The 15816-nt window shown below is 50.8% G+C and carries 15 protein-coding genes; 4 read left to right on the forward strand and 11 right to left on the reverse strand.

Going from position 1 to position 15816, the window contains the following annotated elements:
* Nucleotides 1-8: 8 nt before the first annotated feature.
* From yehD to apbC, 3 genes are all read right to left on the reverse strand, one after another.
* Nucleotides 9-539: a fimbrial protein YehD gene (gene yehD, locus WC1_RS09165; protein ID WP_003844375.1), complete on the reverse strand. Its 531-nt coding sequence runs from the start codon at nucleotides 537-539 to the stop codon at nucleotides 9-11.
* A gap of 277 nt (nucleotides 540-816) precedes the next feature.
* Complete coding sequence (locus WC1_RS09160; protein ID WP_003844376.1) at nucleotides 817-1098, reverse strand: DUF2574 family protein; 282 nt, start codon at nucleotides 1096-1098, stop codon at nucleotides 817-819.
* Between the two features lie 264 nt (nucleotides 1099-1362).
* Complete coding sequence (gene apbC / locus WC1_RS09155) at nucleotides 1363-2472, reverse strand: iron-sulfur cluster carrier protein ApbC (RefSeq protein ID WP_003027343.1); 1110 nt, start codon at nucleotides 2470-2472, stop codon at nucleotides 1363-1365.
* A 164-nt stretch (nucleotides 2473-2636) separates the two neighbouring features.
* Here apbC and metG point away from each other — a divergent pair, with 164 nt between their 5' ends.
* Complete coding sequence (metG, locus tag WC1_RS09150) at nucleotides 2637-4670, forward strand: methionine--tRNA ligase (RefSeq protein WP_003844377.1); 2034 nt, start codon at nucleotides 2637-2639, stop codon at nucleotides 4668-4670.
* A gap of 206 nt (nucleotides 4671-4876) precedes the next feature.
* Nucleotides 4877-5335 (forward strand): YehR family lipoprotein, encoded by a 459-nt coding sequence (locus WC1_RS09145; protein ID WP_016150641.1) that lies wholly within the window; start codon nucleotides 4877-4879, stop codon nucleotides 5333-5335.
* A 42-nt stretch (nucleotides 5336-5377) separates the two neighbouring features.
* On the opposite strand, the gene WC1_RS09140 is transcribed toward WC1_RS09145, so the two are convergent.
* From WC1_RS09140 to WC1_RS09130, 3 genes are read right to left on the reverse strand one after another with little or no spacing between them, the layout of a single operon-like run.
* On the reverse strand, nucleotides 5378-5848 hold the full coding sequence (locus WC1_RS09140) for a YehS family protein (protein WP_003027346.1): 471 nt from the start codon (nucleotides 5846-5848) through the stop codon (nucleotides 5378-5380).
* A gap of 46 nt (nucleotides 5849-5894) precedes the next feature.
* A complete protein-coding gene (gene btsR / locus WC1_RS09135; protein WP_003840155.1) occupies nucleotides 5895-6614 on the reverse strand; it encodes a two-component system response regulator BtsR in 720 nt (239 codons plus the stop codon).
* Nucleotides 6611-8296, reverse strand: coding sequence for a sensor histidine kinase (locus WC1_RS09130; protein WP_003027348.1), 1686 nt, complete (start codon nucleotides 8294-8296; stop codon nucleotides 6611-6613). Before WC1_RS09130 ends, btsR begins: the two co-directional genes overlap by 4 nt.
* 225 nt (nucleotides 8297-8521) lie before the next feature.
* Between WC1_RS09130 and mlrA the strand changes: the two genes are divergently transcribed.
* On the forward strand, nucleotides 8522-9253 hold the full coding sequence (mlrA, locus tag WC1_RS09125) for an HTH-type transcriptional regulator MlrA (protein ID WP_003844381.1): 732 nt from the start codon (nucleotides 8522-8524) through the stop codon (nucleotides 9251-9253).
* A 51-nt stretch (nucleotides 9254-9304) separates the two neighbouring features.
* A complete protein-coding gene (locus WC1_RS23845; protein WP_003027354.1) occupies nucleotides 9305-9412 on the forward strand; it encodes a protein YohO in 108 nt (35 codons plus the stop codon).
* On the opposite strand, the gene WC1_RS09120 is transcribed toward WC1_RS23845, so the two are convergent.
* The 5 genes from WC1_RS09120 to bglX all read right to left on the reverse strand — a co-directional run bounded on the left by WC1_RS09120 (nucleotide 9393) and on the right by bglX (nucleotide 15640).
* Nucleotides 9393-10124, reverse strand: coding sequence for an ABC transporter permease (locus WC1_RS09120; RefSeq protein ID WP_016150642.1), 732 nt, complete (start codon nucleotides 10122-10124; stop codon nucleotides 9393-9395). The genes WC1_RS23845 and WC1_RS09120 overlap by 20 nt on opposite strands.
* Nucleotides 10108-11055, reverse strand: coding sequence for an ABC transporter ATP-binding protein (locus tag WC1_RS09115; protein ID WP_016150643.1), 948 nt, complete (start codon nucleotides 11053-11055; stop codon nucleotides 10108-10110). Before WC1_RS09115 ends, WC1_RS09120 begins: the two co-directional genes overlap by 17 nt.
* A complete protein-coding gene (locus WC1_RS09110) occupies nucleotides 11048-12214 on the reverse strand; it encodes an ABC transporter permease (RefSeq protein ID WP_016150644.1) in 1167 nt (388 codons plus the stop codon). Before WC1_RS09110 ends, WC1_RS09115 begins: the two co-directional genes overlap by 8 nt.
* A gap of 15 nt (nucleotides 12215-12229) precedes the next feature.
* Nucleotides 12230-13147: a glycine betaine ABC transporter substrate-binding protein OsmF gene (locus WC1_RS09105; RefSeq protein WP_003840148.1), complete on the reverse strand. Its 918-nt coding sequence runs from the start codon at nucleotides 13145-13147 to the stop codon at nucleotides 12230-12232.
* A gap of 195 nt (nucleotides 13148-13342) precedes the next feature.
* Entirely contained in the window at nucleotides 13343-15640 is a 2298-nt protein-coding gene (gene bglX / locus WC1_RS09100; RefSeq protein ID WP_016150645.1) for a beta-glucosidase BglX, read from the reverse strand.
* Nucleotides 15641-15816: the final 176 nt, after the last annotated feature.

Here is a 15816-nt window from a genome sequence, read left to right on the forward strand (position 1 = left end):
TAGTAATCTTAATCAGTAACTACGGTCATCGTAAGCGAAGAGGCAACATCACCACTCTCGACAATACCAGTTCCAACTTTCGCATAACGCGCACTAAAGTCCAGAACATATTTATTGTCGGCTGTTTTGGTTAACTGAATACCAGACTCAGGATTAACCTGTTCATTACCATAATAGACTGCAAAACCAGCACCGTTATTCGAGGCAGTATTTCGTGTAATGTATTTATTCGTGCTGTCGAATTGAGAACTGGAAAAAGTAATTTTCGGTGCTTCAGTCCCCGTACACTCTACTGTCAGTGGTACAGTAGTTTTATTTGTGTAACCATCATAAACACCACCAGCACTCAAAGCATTTAATCTGTCAGCACCAATTTGGTTCATACCAATAGTCGCGGTGGAATCACCAGTAAATTTACAGGTAGTTCCAACCACCTTACCCGTAATAATTAATTCACCCTGATCGGTATCAGCAGCAAAAGCCCCAGCGCTCATAAATACAACAGACAGAACAGCAGCAGAAATAATTGAACGTTTCATAATATCTTCCCTAATGAATTAATTTCGATTTGTTAAGAGCAGTTATCTCTTGAAAAGAAATTCTCACAGCTGAAACGTTGCCGCAATGTAAACACGTTGTTTTATTGATTTAAAACAAGTTACAAATCGCAATATACATGCAACAAATAAATCAGGATTTGTATTATTTTCAGAATTAATAAATCTATGCAATTAACTGCCAGGAAGGATTTATTCTATGCATAAAAAACCACATATCATTCATTAAAATGATATGTGGTTAATAAAGGCGTTCTTTTTAATCGTAGCGATTGAGTACGATCTGTCGCGTGGTATCGCCAGGGACTGTAACCACTTCCGTCACCACCCCGCGCGCAGGTGAAGAAGCAATATCGTTAACAGTTGAAAAATGAAGTGTCTTGCCACACCGCTGTTGCACGTCGTTATTCACAACATCGGTACTACAGGTTGGTTTGGTTACTCGTCCACTGATTGTTAAGGTCGCGGTATCGGAAGCAAACGCAGATGCACTTATTCCATAAGTCAGAATGATAGTTCCCATCAGCGAGCTAATTTTCATTTTTATCGTCACCTCTGTGGTTAACATCAAATAACATGCAGATGGCCTGTCAGCGTAATACGGGCAAAACGCGCTGTTCAATCCAATTGAAATTGTAGATTAATGAGATAGATTTGATCAATTACAATGATGCATTGAGATGATTTATTCGGAAAAAGGTATGAATTATAAACACAGAATGAACAATATCGTAATATTTTTAAATTTAATATATTCACCGCATCAATAATACATTAATGCGGTGAATATCTGTAACGCTATAAATTACACCGCGCGGAAAGCAATCTCGCCCGGAATAACTTCTCCCTGCCAATACAGCTGTGCCGCCACACGCCCTGCAAGGTCGCGGTAAATGGCGGTAAATTCGCTGTCTGGACGGCTGATAACCGTCGGCGTACCGCGATCGAGGTCTTCACGCAGAGAAATATGCAGCGGCATTTGTCCCAGCAGTTGGGTGTGGTACTGCTCGGCCAGTTTCTGCGCGCCACCGGTGCCAAAGATTGGCTCATGATGGCCACAATTGCTGCAAATATGCATACTCATATTCTCAACAATACCCAATACCGGCACTTCGACTTTTTCGAACATCACAATGCCTTTTTTCGCATCGATCAGCGCGATGTCCTGCGGCGTAGTGACAACAACCGCGCCCGTTACCGGAATGTTCTGCGCCAGCGTCAACTGGATGTCACCAGTGCCTGGCGGCATATCCAGTACCAGATAATCAAGATCCGGCCATAAGGTTTCCTGCAACATCTGCAACAGCGCTTTACTGGCCATCGGGCCGCGCCACACCATCGCGTTATCGTCAGTGACCAGATAACCAATGGAGTTCGTTGCCAGACCATGAGACATGATCGGCGCCATGTGGGTACCATCTGGCGAGGTTGGACGCTGGTTTTCCGCGCCAAGCATTGTCGGGATAGACGGACCATAAATATCGGCGTCCAGAATCCCCACCTTCGCCCCTTCTGCAGCCAGCGCCAGCGCCAGGTTCACGGCGGTAGAGGATTTACCCACGCCACCTTTACCTGAACTGACGGCGATGATGTTTTTCACACCATTAATACCTGGCTGATTTTTCACGCGTTTCAGCGTCGCGATGTTATGCGACAGTTTCCAGTCGATCGCTTTCGCGCCGGTAATACGCAGCAGATCGGCGCTACATTGCTCTTTTAAGTCCTCAAACGCGCTATGCCAAACGAACGGCATGACCAGCTCAACGTGCAACGTGTCATCCATCCAGGCGACGTGGTGCAACGCTTTAAGCGTCGTCAGATTATGCTTCAGGGTTGAATGCTGAAAATTCGCCAGCGTCCCGGCAACCATGGCGCGCAGGGTCTCTGGTGATTTGGCCTGGGATTGTGCGTTCATCCCGACTCCTTTTTGTTGTTCTGAATATACAATAGTCACCAGGTAGTTTACTCCAACCGCAACAATTATTCATTTACGGATAAATGCCCTTATCGCTTGGCGCAGTAATTACCATTTTGGTACTATCAAAGCCCTTTTCACTACAAAAGAAGTAATTGCCCACTATGACTCAAGTCGCGAAGAAAATTCTGGTAACGTGCGCGCTGCCGTACGCCAACGGCTCAATCCACCTCGGCCATATGCTGGAGCACATCCAGGCTGATGTCTGGGTCCGTTACCAGCGAATGCGCGGCCACCAGGTTAACTTCATCTGCGCGGACGACGCACACGGTACGCCAATCATGCTGAAAGCACAGCAGCTTGGGATCACGCCAGAGCAGATGATCGGTGAAATGAGTCAGGAGCATCAGACTGATTTTGCAGGTTTTGACATCAGCTATGACAACTACCACTCGACGCACAGCGAAGAGAACCGTGAGCTGTCTGAGCTGATTTACACGCGCCTGAAGGAAAACGGTTTTATTAAGAACCGTACAATCTCCCAGCTTTACGATCCGGAAAAAGGCATGTTCCTGCCGGATCGTTTTGTTAAAGGCACCTGCCCGAAATGTAAGTCTCCGGATCAGTACGGCGATAACTGTGAAGTCTGCGGCGCAACCTACAGCCCGACCGAACTTATCGAGCCGAAATCCGTTGTGTCTGGCGCGACGCCGGTGATGCGTGACTCCGAACACTTCTTCTTTGATCTGCCGTCATTCAGCGAAATGCTGCAGGCGTGGACGCGCAGCGGCGCGTTACAGGAGCAGGTCGCCAACAAAATGCAGGAATGGTTCGAATCCGGCCTGCAACAGTGGGATATTTCCCGCGATTCCCCGTACTTCGGTTTTGAAATCCCGAATGCGCCTGGCAAATACTTCTACGTCTGGCTGGACGCGCCAATTGGCTATATGGGTTCATTCAAAAACCTGTGCGATAAGCGCGGTGACACCACCAGCTTTGATGAATACTGGAAGAAAGATTCCGACGCCGAGCTGTATCACTTCATCGGTAAGGATATCGTTTACTTCCACAGCCTGTTCTGGCCTGCCATGCTGGAAGGCAGTAACTTCCGTAAGCCGACCAACCTGTTCGTCCACGGTTATGTGACGGTGAACGGCGCGAAGATGTCTAAATCTCGTGGCACCTTCATTAAGGCAAGCACCTGGCTGAAGCACTTCGATGCCGACAGTCTGCGCTATTACTACACGGCGAAACTATCTTCACGTATTGATGACATCGACCTGAACCTGGAGGACTTTGTCCAGCGCGTTAATGCCGATATCGTCAACAAAGTAGTCAACCTGGCATCCCGTAATGCAGGCTTTATTGCTAAGCGTTTTGACGGCATTCTGGCGACTGAGCTGGCCGACCCGGCGCTGTATAAAACCTTCACCGACGCAGCAGCAGTGATCGGCGAAGCATGGGAAAGCCGTGAATTTGGTAAAGCTATTCGTGAAATCATGGCGTTGGCCGACGTGGCAAACCGCTACGTTGACGAACAAGCACCGTGGGTTGTGGCTAAACAGGAAGGCCGCGATGCCGACCTGCAGGCAATTTGCTCCATGGGCATTAACCTGTTCCGTGTGCTGATGACCTACCTGAAGCCGGTTCTGCCAACGCTTGCTGAGCGTGTGGAAGCGTTCCTGAACTGCGAACTGAGCTGGGATGCCATTGAGCAGCCACTGCTCGGTCACAAGGTCAACACCTTTAAAGCGCTTTACAATCGCATCGACATGAAACAAGTTGAAGCGCTGGTGGAAGCGTCGAAAGAAGAAGTGAAAGCCGCTGCCGCACCAGTAACCGGTCCGCTGGCGGATGACCCGATTCAGGAAACCATCACCTTTGACGATTTCGCCAAAGTTGACCTGCGCGTAGCGTTGATTGAAAACGCCGAATTCGTGGAAGGTTCCGACAAACTGCTGCGTCTGACGCTGGATCTCGGTGGTGAGAAACGAAACGTCTTCTCTGGTATTCGTTCTGCGTATCCGGATCCACAAACCCTGATTGGCCGCCAGACCATTATGGTTGCTAACCTGGCTCCTCGTAAGATGCGCTTCGGCATTTCTGAAGGGATGGTAATGGCCGCAGGTCCTGGCGGGAAAGATATCTTCCTGTTAAGCCCGGATGAAGGTGCAAAACCAGGCCAACAGGTGAAGTAAGTCAAGTATCTCAAGCGCTGCAACCGCAGCGCTTTTTTTTTGCTACGTGAGTGCTTCCTCTAATCTTAACCCTTAATCCATTTTCGGACTGCTCAGTTGTTAATATTAGATTTATTCTATACTGCACTGGGATCAAGATAGTCCGGGCTTACCAGATTCGTGGAGGTTATTGTTTAACATCCGATATTCATGAAATGGAGTTTTACATGAAAGCGTTACATAAATTTTTCACTCTCGCCGTGGTATCGGTTGTGTTTTTTTCCCTGGCAGGATGCGGTGATAAAGTAGAGACAAAAACATTTAATGCCAACCTCAACGGTTCGGATATCACTGTCTCTTACACCTATAAAGGTGATAAGGTCCTGAAGCAAATCTCTGAAAGTAAAATCAGCTATGCGTCAGTCGGTGCCAGCAATAAAGAAGAAGCAGCAAAAGTATTCGACGCATTAAGCGCCAAATATCAAAACATTACTGGTATAGAAGAAAAACTCACCTATTCAGATACCTACGCGCAAGAAAATGTCACTATCGATATGGAAAAAGTTGATATAAAAGCGTTGCAGGCCATTTCAGGGATGAAACTATCTGAAAACGCCGATAAAAACATCAGCATGAAGCAAATGCAAACGGTAATGGAATCGACGGGTTTTAAAGAAGTGAAGTAAAGCAACGGCGACCCGATTTTGATCGTGGTCGCCAGCGCTGCTTTACGCTTTCTTTTTATGCTCTCGCGACGTTAAACCACGCAGAAAATAACGCAGGAACTGATCGCCGCATTCGCGATAATTCTTATGGTCCGGCGCGCGCATCATGGCGGTAATTTCCGGCATCGACACACGGAATTTCTGCTCGGTCATAATTGCCAGAATATCATCGGTTTTCAGTGAAAAAGCGATACGCAGTTTTTTCAGCACCGTATTATTGTTAACACGACGCTCAAGCGCCAGTTCCGGTGCAGAATCATCTTTACCACGCAGATGATAAATCAGACCGTTTAAAAAACCGGAGAGAATGATATCCGGGCAGCGAACAAACCCGTCTTCATCTTCTTTTGTCGTCCAGGTATCGAAATTTGCGGAGATGGATTCCATGTCAGCAAGCGCAAGAATACGCACCATGTCGTTATTGTTCGCTTTCAGGGTGTAGCGCAGGCTACGAAGAATATCGTTACTTAGCATAGAGCCTTCAACTGTCGGTGATGCAATGGCGCGCAGTGTATCAGTTTTACAGTCCAATCGCCTCTTTTAGACTTTTAAGATAACGACGACTCACCGGAACAGTCAGCCCGTTACGCAAAATCAGTTCTGCCTGGCCGTTGTCTTCCAGACGGATCTCCTGCAATTGCGCCATATTTACCAGATATTGTCTATGACAACGCAGCAGAGGAGTACGGCTCTCCAGCGTCCTGAGCGTCAACTCAGTGAAGCCTTCTTTACCATCACTGCTGGTCACATATACGCCACTCATACGGCTGCTGATAAACGCCACGTCATCCATTTGCAACAAATAAATTCGGCTGTGACCGCTGCACGGAATAAACTTCAGCGCCTGCTGATTTTCTGGCAGGAGTGATACATCCTGCTTCGTGCGCTCCTGACGCAAACGGATCAGCGTTTTTTCCAGCCGAGCTTCTTCGATCGGCTTGAGCAGATAATCAAACGCATGTTCTTCAAAGGCTTTCACCGCATACTCATCAAAGGCGGTCAGAAAAACAATGTACGGACGATGCTCGGGATCAAGCATGCCAACCATTTCCAGGCCGCTGATTCGCGGCATCTGAATATCAAGGAACAGAACATCCGGACGCAATTTATGTACCGCGCCAATGGCTTCCACCGCATTCGAACATTCGCCGACAATCTCGATGTCGCTTTGCTCCTGCAACAGGATCCGCAGATTCTCCCGGGCTAACGGTTCGTCATCGACAATTAGCACTTTGATCATGCCAGTTCCTCCAGAGGAAGTCGTAAAGTGATTCGGGTAAAGCGGTCAGGTTCACACGCTACGCTAATGCCAAAATCATCGCCAAACCGCTCGCGCAGTCGTTTATCGACCAGATTCATACCCAGTCCACTGGCTTCTGATGTTGGCTGATACAGCCCGGCATTGTCTTCGATATCCAGCATCAGATATTGCCCTTCTCGACGGGCGGTAATCGATACTTCACCGGTATCTAATAACTGAGAAGTACCGTGTTTGATAGCATTCTCCACGATGGGTTGCAGAGTAAAAGCGGGTAATTGCTGATGCGAAAGTTCTTCTGGCACCGTCAAGGTCACCTGAAGACGCGATTGGAACCGTGCCTTTTCAATTTGCAGATAAGCATTAACGTGTTCAATTTCATCGGCCAGCGTCACAATTTCCGACGGGCGTTTTAAATTTTTACGAAAGAACGTCGACAGATACTGCACCAGTTGGCTGGCCTGCTCGCTATCACGTCGGATCACAGCTTTGATGGTGTTGAGCGCATTAAACAGAAAATGGGGATTGACCTGGGCGTGCAGGAGTTTTATTTCCGACTGCGTGAGCATCGCTTTTTGCCGCTCATACTGTCCGGCCAGAATCTGCGCCGAAAGCAGTTGGGCGATCCCTTCCCCCAGCGTGCGGTTGATTGAGCTAAAGAGACGGTTTTTGGCTTCATACAGTTTGATGGTCCCCATCACCCGCTGGTTTTCACCCCGCAAGGGGATCACCAGCGTCGAACCTAATTTGCATTGCGGATGCAAAGAGCAGCGATAAGGGACTTCATTGCCGTCAGCATAAACCACCTCTCCGGTTTCAATCGCCCGCTGGGTGTACGAGGAAGAGATAGGTTTGCCCGGCAGATGATGGTCATCACCAATACCGGTAAATGCCAGCAGTTTCTCACGATCGGTAATCGCCACCGCACCGATATCCAGCTCTTCATACAGCACCTGAGCAACCTTCATGCTGTTAACCTCGTTGAACCCCTGGCGCAAAATCCCTTCCGTTGAAGCGGCAACTTTGAGCGCGGTGGCGGAAAAAGCGGAGGTATATTTTTCAAACATCGCCCGTTTATCGAGCAAAATACGCATAAATAAGGCGGCACCGACGGTATTGGTCACCATCATAGGCGCGGCAATATTGCTGACTAGTCGATAGGCATCATCAAACGGCCTGGCGATCAATAAGATGATCAACATCTGCACCAGTTCAGCAACAAAGGTAATGGCGCCCGCCGTCAGCGGGCTGAATACTTTATCGGTACGACCACGACGGGTGAGCACGCTGTGCACCAGTCCGCCGAGCAACCCTTCCACAATGGTCGAGATCATGCAGCTAAGCGCCGTCATTCCGCCCATTGAATAACGATGTAAACCACCGGTCAGACCGACTAAGCCGCCAACCACAGGGCCGCCAAGCAGCCCGCCCATTACCGCACCAATAGCGCGAGTATTCGCAATGGAGTCATCAATGTGCAGCCCGAAATAGGTGCCCAAAATGCAGAAAATGGAAAAGGTAACGTAACAAAGCAGTTTGTGCGGCAGCCGGATAGTCACCTGCATCAGCGGAATAAACAAACGCGTTTTGCTCATGAGCCACGCGATAACGAGAAACACGCACATCTGCTGAAGCAGCAGCAACACCAGATTAAACTCGTACATACCCGCCAACCACACATCTCTTAAAAGCGCGTAACATACATGGGCTGCGCGTAACTTTCTTTGAAGTGTTGCAAAAAAAAAGGAATTTGTGAGAACGATCACTCGAAAGCGCGATCATGACTACAAACTCACCCATTTATTGATCAAAAAACAGGCAAAACTACCTGGTTCGCAAAAGAGCGTCTAAAGTAAAACTGGGACCTCGCAAGCATAAGTGAGACGACGATGGCGCTTTACACAATAGGTGAAGTGGCTTTGCTTTGTGATATCAACCCTGTCACTTTACGCGCGTGGCAGAGGCGTTACGGATTACTGAAACCGCAACGGACAGACGGCGGACATCGCCTGTTTAACGACGCGGATATCGATCGGATCCGTGAGATAAAACGCTGGATCAACAACGGTGTCCAGGTCAGCAAGGTTAAAATGTTGCTCAGCAATGAGAGCATTGATGTGCATAACGGCTGGCGTGAACAACAAGAGACGCTGTTGAACTATTTGCAAAGTAATAATCTGCATAGCCTCAGACTGTGGATAAAAGAGCGTGGTCAGGATTATCCCGCACAAACGCTCAACACCCATTTATTCATTCCGTTACGCCGACGTCTGCAATGTCAGCAGCCGATCCTCCAGGCGTTACTGGGGATCCTCGACGGCGTACTGATCAACTACATCGCGATTTGTCTTGCCTCAGCACGCAAGAAACAGGGCAAAGATGCTCTGGTGGTTGGCTGGAACATTCAGGATACGACCCGCTTATGGCTGGAAGGTTGGGTCGCCAGCCAGCAGGGGTGGCGCATTGACGTCCTTGCCCATTCGCTGAACCAACTGCGACCGGAGCTGTTTGAAGGTCGCACCTTGCTTGTCTGGTGCGGCGAGAACCAAACGCCCGCTCAGCAACAACAGCTGAATGAATGGCGCGCGTTAGGTCACGATATTTATCCACTCGGTATTTAATATTCTATTAACAAACGTGTACAATCCTTGGATTCACATAAGGAGTGCATAATGAGCGCAGCTAAAATCGGTGTCATTACCCTCTTCCTGCTGATGGCCATCGGCGGTATCGGCGGTGTCATGCTGGCAGGTTATACCTTTATTTTACGTGCCGGGTAAGATGTCTCGCTAATTTCTCAAAACCGCGGTCAACAATTACCGCTGCCAGCGCGACCAACAGCGCCCCCTGAATCACATAGGCGGTATTGAACCCACTCAGCCCGATAATAATCGGCGTACCCAGCGTGTTCGCTCCAACGGTTGAGGCGATGGTTGCGGTGCCTATATTAATAATCACCGACGTGCGAATCCCGGCCAGAATAACCGGGGCGGCCAGCGGTAACTCTACTTTACGCAGCCGCTGCACCTGACTCATGCCCATTCCGCTGGCTACCTCAATCACGCTGGGAGAAATACCGCCGAGTCCCGCCAGGGTTGCCTGCAAGATCGGTAATACCCCATACAGGATCAGCGCAATAATTGCCGGTTCAGGACCAAACCCCATCACTGGTACGGCGATCGCCAACACTGCAACTGGCGGAAAGGTCTGCCCCACGGCGGCAATCGTTTCCACTACCGGCCTGAATTCCGCGCCCCAGGGCCGGGTTACCGCAATTCCCGCCCCAACGCCAATCAATACGGCGATAAGGCTTGAGATCCCCACCAGTGTAAAATGGCTCAAAGCCAGCGCCGTAAAACTTTCCTGCTGATACACGGGACGTGGCAACTCAGGAAACAGCGAACTAAACAGGGTCTGACTGTGAGGCAATCCAACCAACAGGATCAGAAACAACGTAACAAGCCACAGCAGTGGATCAGCAAGACGTTTCACGGGTCGGCATCTCCGAAAGCAAATCGCGAAAATGGAGCGTTCCGCAGGGTAACCCCTGCAGCGTCACGACCGGTAAAACGTCGCAACCGCGCGCCACGAACACCGATAACGCATCACGAAGCGTCATCTCATCCACCAGCGGCTCGCCGTCTGAGTGTTCTCCTCGACGGATAAAATCGCCTACCGTACGCAGCGACAACAGACGTACGCCCAGTTCACTGCGGCCAAAAAAGGTTTGTACGAAATCATTCGCTGGCGCAGTGAGCATCGACAGCGGCGTGCCTTGCTGCACGACCTTTCCTGCATCCATCAGCACCAAATGTTCCGCCAGTCTTAGCGCCTCGTCGATATCATGCGTCACTAACACAATGGTACGCCCGAGCAGACGGTGAATACGCGTCATCTCCTGCTGCAGCGCACCGCGGGTGACCGGGTCCAGCGCGCCAAAAGGCTCATCCATCAATAGCACCTGCGGATCCGCCGCCAACGCACGCGCAACCCCGACCCGCTGCTGCTGTCCGCCGGAAAGCTGATGCGGATAACGGTGGCGCAAACTTTCCTCAAGACCCAGCAGCGCCATCAGTTCATCTGTTCGGTCATCAATACGTGAGCGCGACCACTTTTGCAGTTGCGGTACGGTGGCGATGTTCTGCGCGACGGTCCAGTGGGGAAACAAGCCAATAGACTGAATCGCGTACCCCATGCGCCGTCGTAGCTCCAGCACCGGCAGGCTACGAATTTCTTCTCCGGCAAAGCGGATCTGCCCGCTGTCGTGTTCAACCAGCCGATTGATCATCTTTAGCGTGGTGGACTTCCCCGAACCCGACGTGCCGATTAACACCGAAAAGCTGCCCTCCCCTAAATGCAGGTTAAGGTCATCAACGGCTTTTTGCTGACCATAGGTTTTACTGACGTGGCGAAATTCAATCATTATTCGATACCTTTAGCAGCGCGAGACCTAAATCAAACAGCGCATCAATCAACACTGCCAGCACAACGACCGGGATCACGCCCAACAGCACTAAATCGACGGCGCTACTGAGCAATCCCTGAAAGACCAGCGCGCCAAATCCCCCTGCGCCAATCAGAGCGGCTATCACGGCCATCCCCACCGTCTGGACCATCACTACCCGTAAACTGCGTAAGAAGACCGGCAGCGCCAGGGGGAACTGCACCGAGACAAATCGCTGGAAAGTGTTCATTCCCATCGCTCGTGCGCTTTCCAGTACATCCCGCGGTACCTCATTCAACCCAGCCACAACGCCACGTACCAGCGGTAACAACGCATACAGCACCAACGCAATAAGCGCAGGCGTCATACCAGTTCCCGCGACGCCGAACTTGCCCAATAAAGGAAAGTGCTTCACCAACCCGGCAAGTGGCGCAATTAACAGGCCAAACAGCGCGACGGAGGGAATGGTCTGGATGATGTTCAGTAGTGCAAATACCGGCCCCTGACGGGCGACAGAGAAAGCACACCAGATGCCCAGTGGCACACCAATGAGCAGCGCGGGCACCACGGTAGCGAACAGAATTGTCAGATGCTGCGCCAGGGCGTCGTTGAAGACATCCTGGCGGTTGGCATATTCTTTAAGCAGGGATAGATCGTTAAACGTGCCGGAGAACAAAAGCACCAGCGGCACAATGAATATTTGAACATGCAGCGCCCAACGCCACAGTGCCTGAGCGGTGATGCGACGAATAGCGTCACTGGCGGCCAGCAGCATCAGCCCCACGCCCAACCAGAATCCACTGCCCAGACTGGTTCTGGCCAGCGGACTCCCTGTCTTCGCCAGATACGTTGCCGTTGTACCTGCGGTTACCAGCGCGGCGATCACCAACAGTTGGCAAACGATAAGCGCCAATATATTGCCGGGCTTTCCCGGTACAACGCTCAGAAGACACAGCAGCAAACAGGCCACCGCCAATCCCCATGCCGTGTCGGAGCTGATATCCCAGAGTTGACGACCTTCGCCGGACACCAGGCGATTAGGTGCATAGCTAATGAAAGGCAGCGCTGCCGCCGCGAAAGTAAGAAGCACCAGCAGCAACAGCACCCGATTAACTGAAATATTCGACAAAACACCCACCCGCTGCAAACGCCGTTACTTCACCCATCCTTTTTGCTTCAGGTAATCTGCTGCGACTTTTTTCGCATCCAGCCCCTCCACGGCAATACTGGCATTCAGCTGCTGCAACGTTTTTTCATCCAGACTGGCAAAAACCGGCTGTAGCCACTCTCCCATTTGCGGATAGTCTTTCAGCACCGATTCACGTACGACGGGTGCTGGCGCATAAATGGGCTGGACACCTTTTGGGTCGCTTAAAGTTTGCAGACCGAGCGCCGCAACCGGGCCATCGGTGCCATAAGCCATCGCCGCATTGACTCCAGAAGTCTGCTGCGCCGCCGCTTTAATCGTTACCGCGGTATCCCCCCCAGCCAGCGACAACAGCTGATTTTGATTCAGTTTGAAATCATAGGCTTTTTCAAACGCTGGCAGCGCGTCAGCCCGTTCGATGAATTCCGCAGAGGCGGCAAGTTTGAACGTTCCTCCGTCCTTCAGGTAACGGCCTAAATCAGCAAGGGACTCAAGTTTGTTCTTTTGCGCGACATCCTGGCGTACTGCAATAGTCCAGGTGTTGTTGGCGGGTGCAGGGGTTAGCCAGACCAGCTTATTTTGCTCTGCATCCAGCTTTTTCACTTTGTCGAATCCAGCCTGCGCATTTTTCCACGCGGGATCATTTTCATCTTTAAAAAAGAATGCGCCATTACCGGTATATTCCGGATAAATATCCAGCTCACCGGAGGTGATTGCCCCACGCACCACTGGGGTGGTACCAAGCTGTATTTTATTGACGGTTTTCACGCCATGGCTTTCGAGCACCTGCAAAATAATGTTGCCGAGCAGCGCCCCTTCGGTATCTATTTTTGAACCGACCGTGACGGGTGACGCGGCCTGTAAGGGTAGGCTTATCGCAGCTAACAGCGCCAGCGAACCCACCGATACTTTTGAGATTATCATGCTGTACTCCTCATCCTTTTGCGGCCCTTTTCAGAGACTTGAGGAAAAAGCATAGTCGAAAAATCAGGGCTTAACCTGGCAATTGGGGAGTAAGAGAGGGATTCGTTAGCAATAACGTGATGAGAAATAAGAAGCAGACGCGGCGCGTACGTCTAAAGATAAAGGCCGGAAACCCGGCCTTTACTCGCTAATCAATTACAGCAGTTCAAATTCGCCCTGCTTCACTCTGGCGGAATCCACGCCGATGAAAACGTTAAATTTGCCAGGTTCTGCATCGTATTGCATACGCTGATTCCAGAACTTCAGCGCCTCAATGTCAATCGGGAAGCTGACGGTCTGGGTTTCACCCGGCTTAAGATTCACTTTCTCAAAACCTTTCAGCTGTTTTACCGGACGACTCATGGAAGCGGTCACGTCCTGCAAGTACATCTGAATCACCGTCGCACCTTCGCGCTTGCCGGTGTTGGTCACCTGCACGCTGGCCGTCACGGTCCCGCCACGCTTCATCGTTGGAGAAGAGAGCTTCACATCAGAAACCGTGAACGTGGTGTAACTCAGGCCATAACCAAAGGGATACAACGGACCATTCGCTTCATCAAAGTAGCGCGACGTGTACTTGTTCGGCTTATCTGCGTTATACGGACGACCGGTATTGAGATGGCTGTAATAGACCGGAATCTGTCCGACAGAGCGCGGGAAAGACATCGGCAGCTTGCCTGACGGGTTGTAATCACCAAACAGCACATCGGCGATGGCGTTACCGCCTTCCGTCCCGGCAAACCAGGTTTCGAGGATCGCATCGGCCTGTTGATCTTCTTTAACCAACGCCAGCGGACGTCCGTTCATCAGTACCAGAACCAGAGGTTTACCGGTGGCTTTCAGCGCGGCAATCAGGTCACGCTGACTCTGTGGAATAGTGATATCGGTGCGGCTGGAAGCTTCATGCGCCATACCTTGCGCTTCGCCGACTACCGCAACCACCACGTCAGACTGCTTCGCTGCGTTCACGGCTTCATCGATCATCGCCTGCGGCGAGCGCGGGTCAACCTTCACCGCCTCTTCATACAGATTGAGGAAATCGACAATGCCTTTGTCGTTGGTGATATTCGCCCCTTTGGCGTACAGCACTTTGCCCTGATCGCCGACGGCATTTTTAATCCCAGTCAGTACCGTTACCGACTGATCGGCAACACCGGCAGCGGACCAACTGCCCATCACATCACGCTTGCTGTCGGCCAACGGACCGACGACTGCCACGGTGGCGGATTTTTTCAGCGGCAACGTTTCCAGACGGTTTTTCAGCAGCACCAGGCTTTCTCGCGCTACTTCACGCGCCTCTTTACGGTGCAAACGGCTTTCCGCGTTGGTGTCCTGTGGGTCAGATTCTTTGGCCCCCAGATGACTGTACGGGTCGTTAAACAGCCCCATATCATATTTCACGTTCAGCACGTGGCGCGCGGCGTCATCCAGCTCCGCCATCGTCACTTTGCCGGATTTAATCAAGCCCGGAAGATATTTGCTGTAATACTCATCGCTCATACTCATATTAATGCCGGACTTGATCGCCACACGCACCGCATCTTCAGGATCGGAGGCAGTACCGTGCTTAATCAGTTCCTTAATCGCGCCGTGATCGGAAACGGTAATACCCTTAAAGCCCCATTCATCACGCAGCACGTCTTTGAGCAGCCATGCATCTGAGGTTGCAGGCGTACCGTTTAGCGAATTAAGTCCTACCATTACCGCACCGCTACCAGCGTCCAGCCCGGCTTTATACGGCGGCATATAGTCGTTGAACAGACGCTGTGGGCTCATATCGACGGTGTTATATTCCTTGCCACCTTCAACCGCGCCATAAGCGGCGAAGTGCTTGACGCTGGTCATCACCGAATAGCGATCCGCCGGGCTTTTACCCTGCATCGCTTCAACCATGGTTTTACCCATCGTAGCCGTTAAATACGTGTCTTCACCAAAACCTTCTGAAGCACGGCCCCAACGCGGATCGCGAGAGACATCGACCATTGGCGCCCAGGTCATATTCAGACCATCATCGGCGGCTTCATACGCGGAAATACGGCCAACGGTTCTGACCGCATCGAGATTAAAAGAGGACGCCAGGCCGAGACTTATCGGGAACACGGTACGTTGGCCGTGCAATACGTCGTAGGCAAAAAAGAGAGGAATTTTCAGGCGGCTGAGTTCCATCACCTGATCCTGCATTTTGCGGATATCCTGGCGCGTGACGGTGTTAAAAATTGCCCCAACCTGCCCGTCTTTGATCATCTCGCGGATGGCTTCTTTCGGGTTATCAGGCCCGACGCTTATCAAGCGTAGTTGCCCAATTTTCTCATCCACGGTCATCTGTTTAAGTAAATCGGTAACGAATGCATCCCGCGCTTCTGGCGTCAGAGGATGGTTACCAAACAGCGTGTCCGCCTGCGCTGGTTGCAACGCCAGACTCACCGCGACACCTACAGAACATAGCCATTTCATGTTGATTCTCTCTTTATTTTTTCCCGACGAGGCAGCGAAAATATAACAAAAACCGCAGTTTGCCGTAAGACTAAACGGGAGCGATAAAGAAAGCTAAGGTTATTCTCCTAATTTTCAAAACCAGCGCAAATCATTAGAAGACGAACCAGAGACAATATGAATGAGAAAGCGTATTG

Source organism: Citrobacter sp. KTE30 (assembly GCF_000398825.1).
GTDB lineage: Bacteria > Pseudomonadota > Gammaproteobacteria > Enterobacterales > Enterobacteriaceae > Citrobacter > Citrobacter freundii.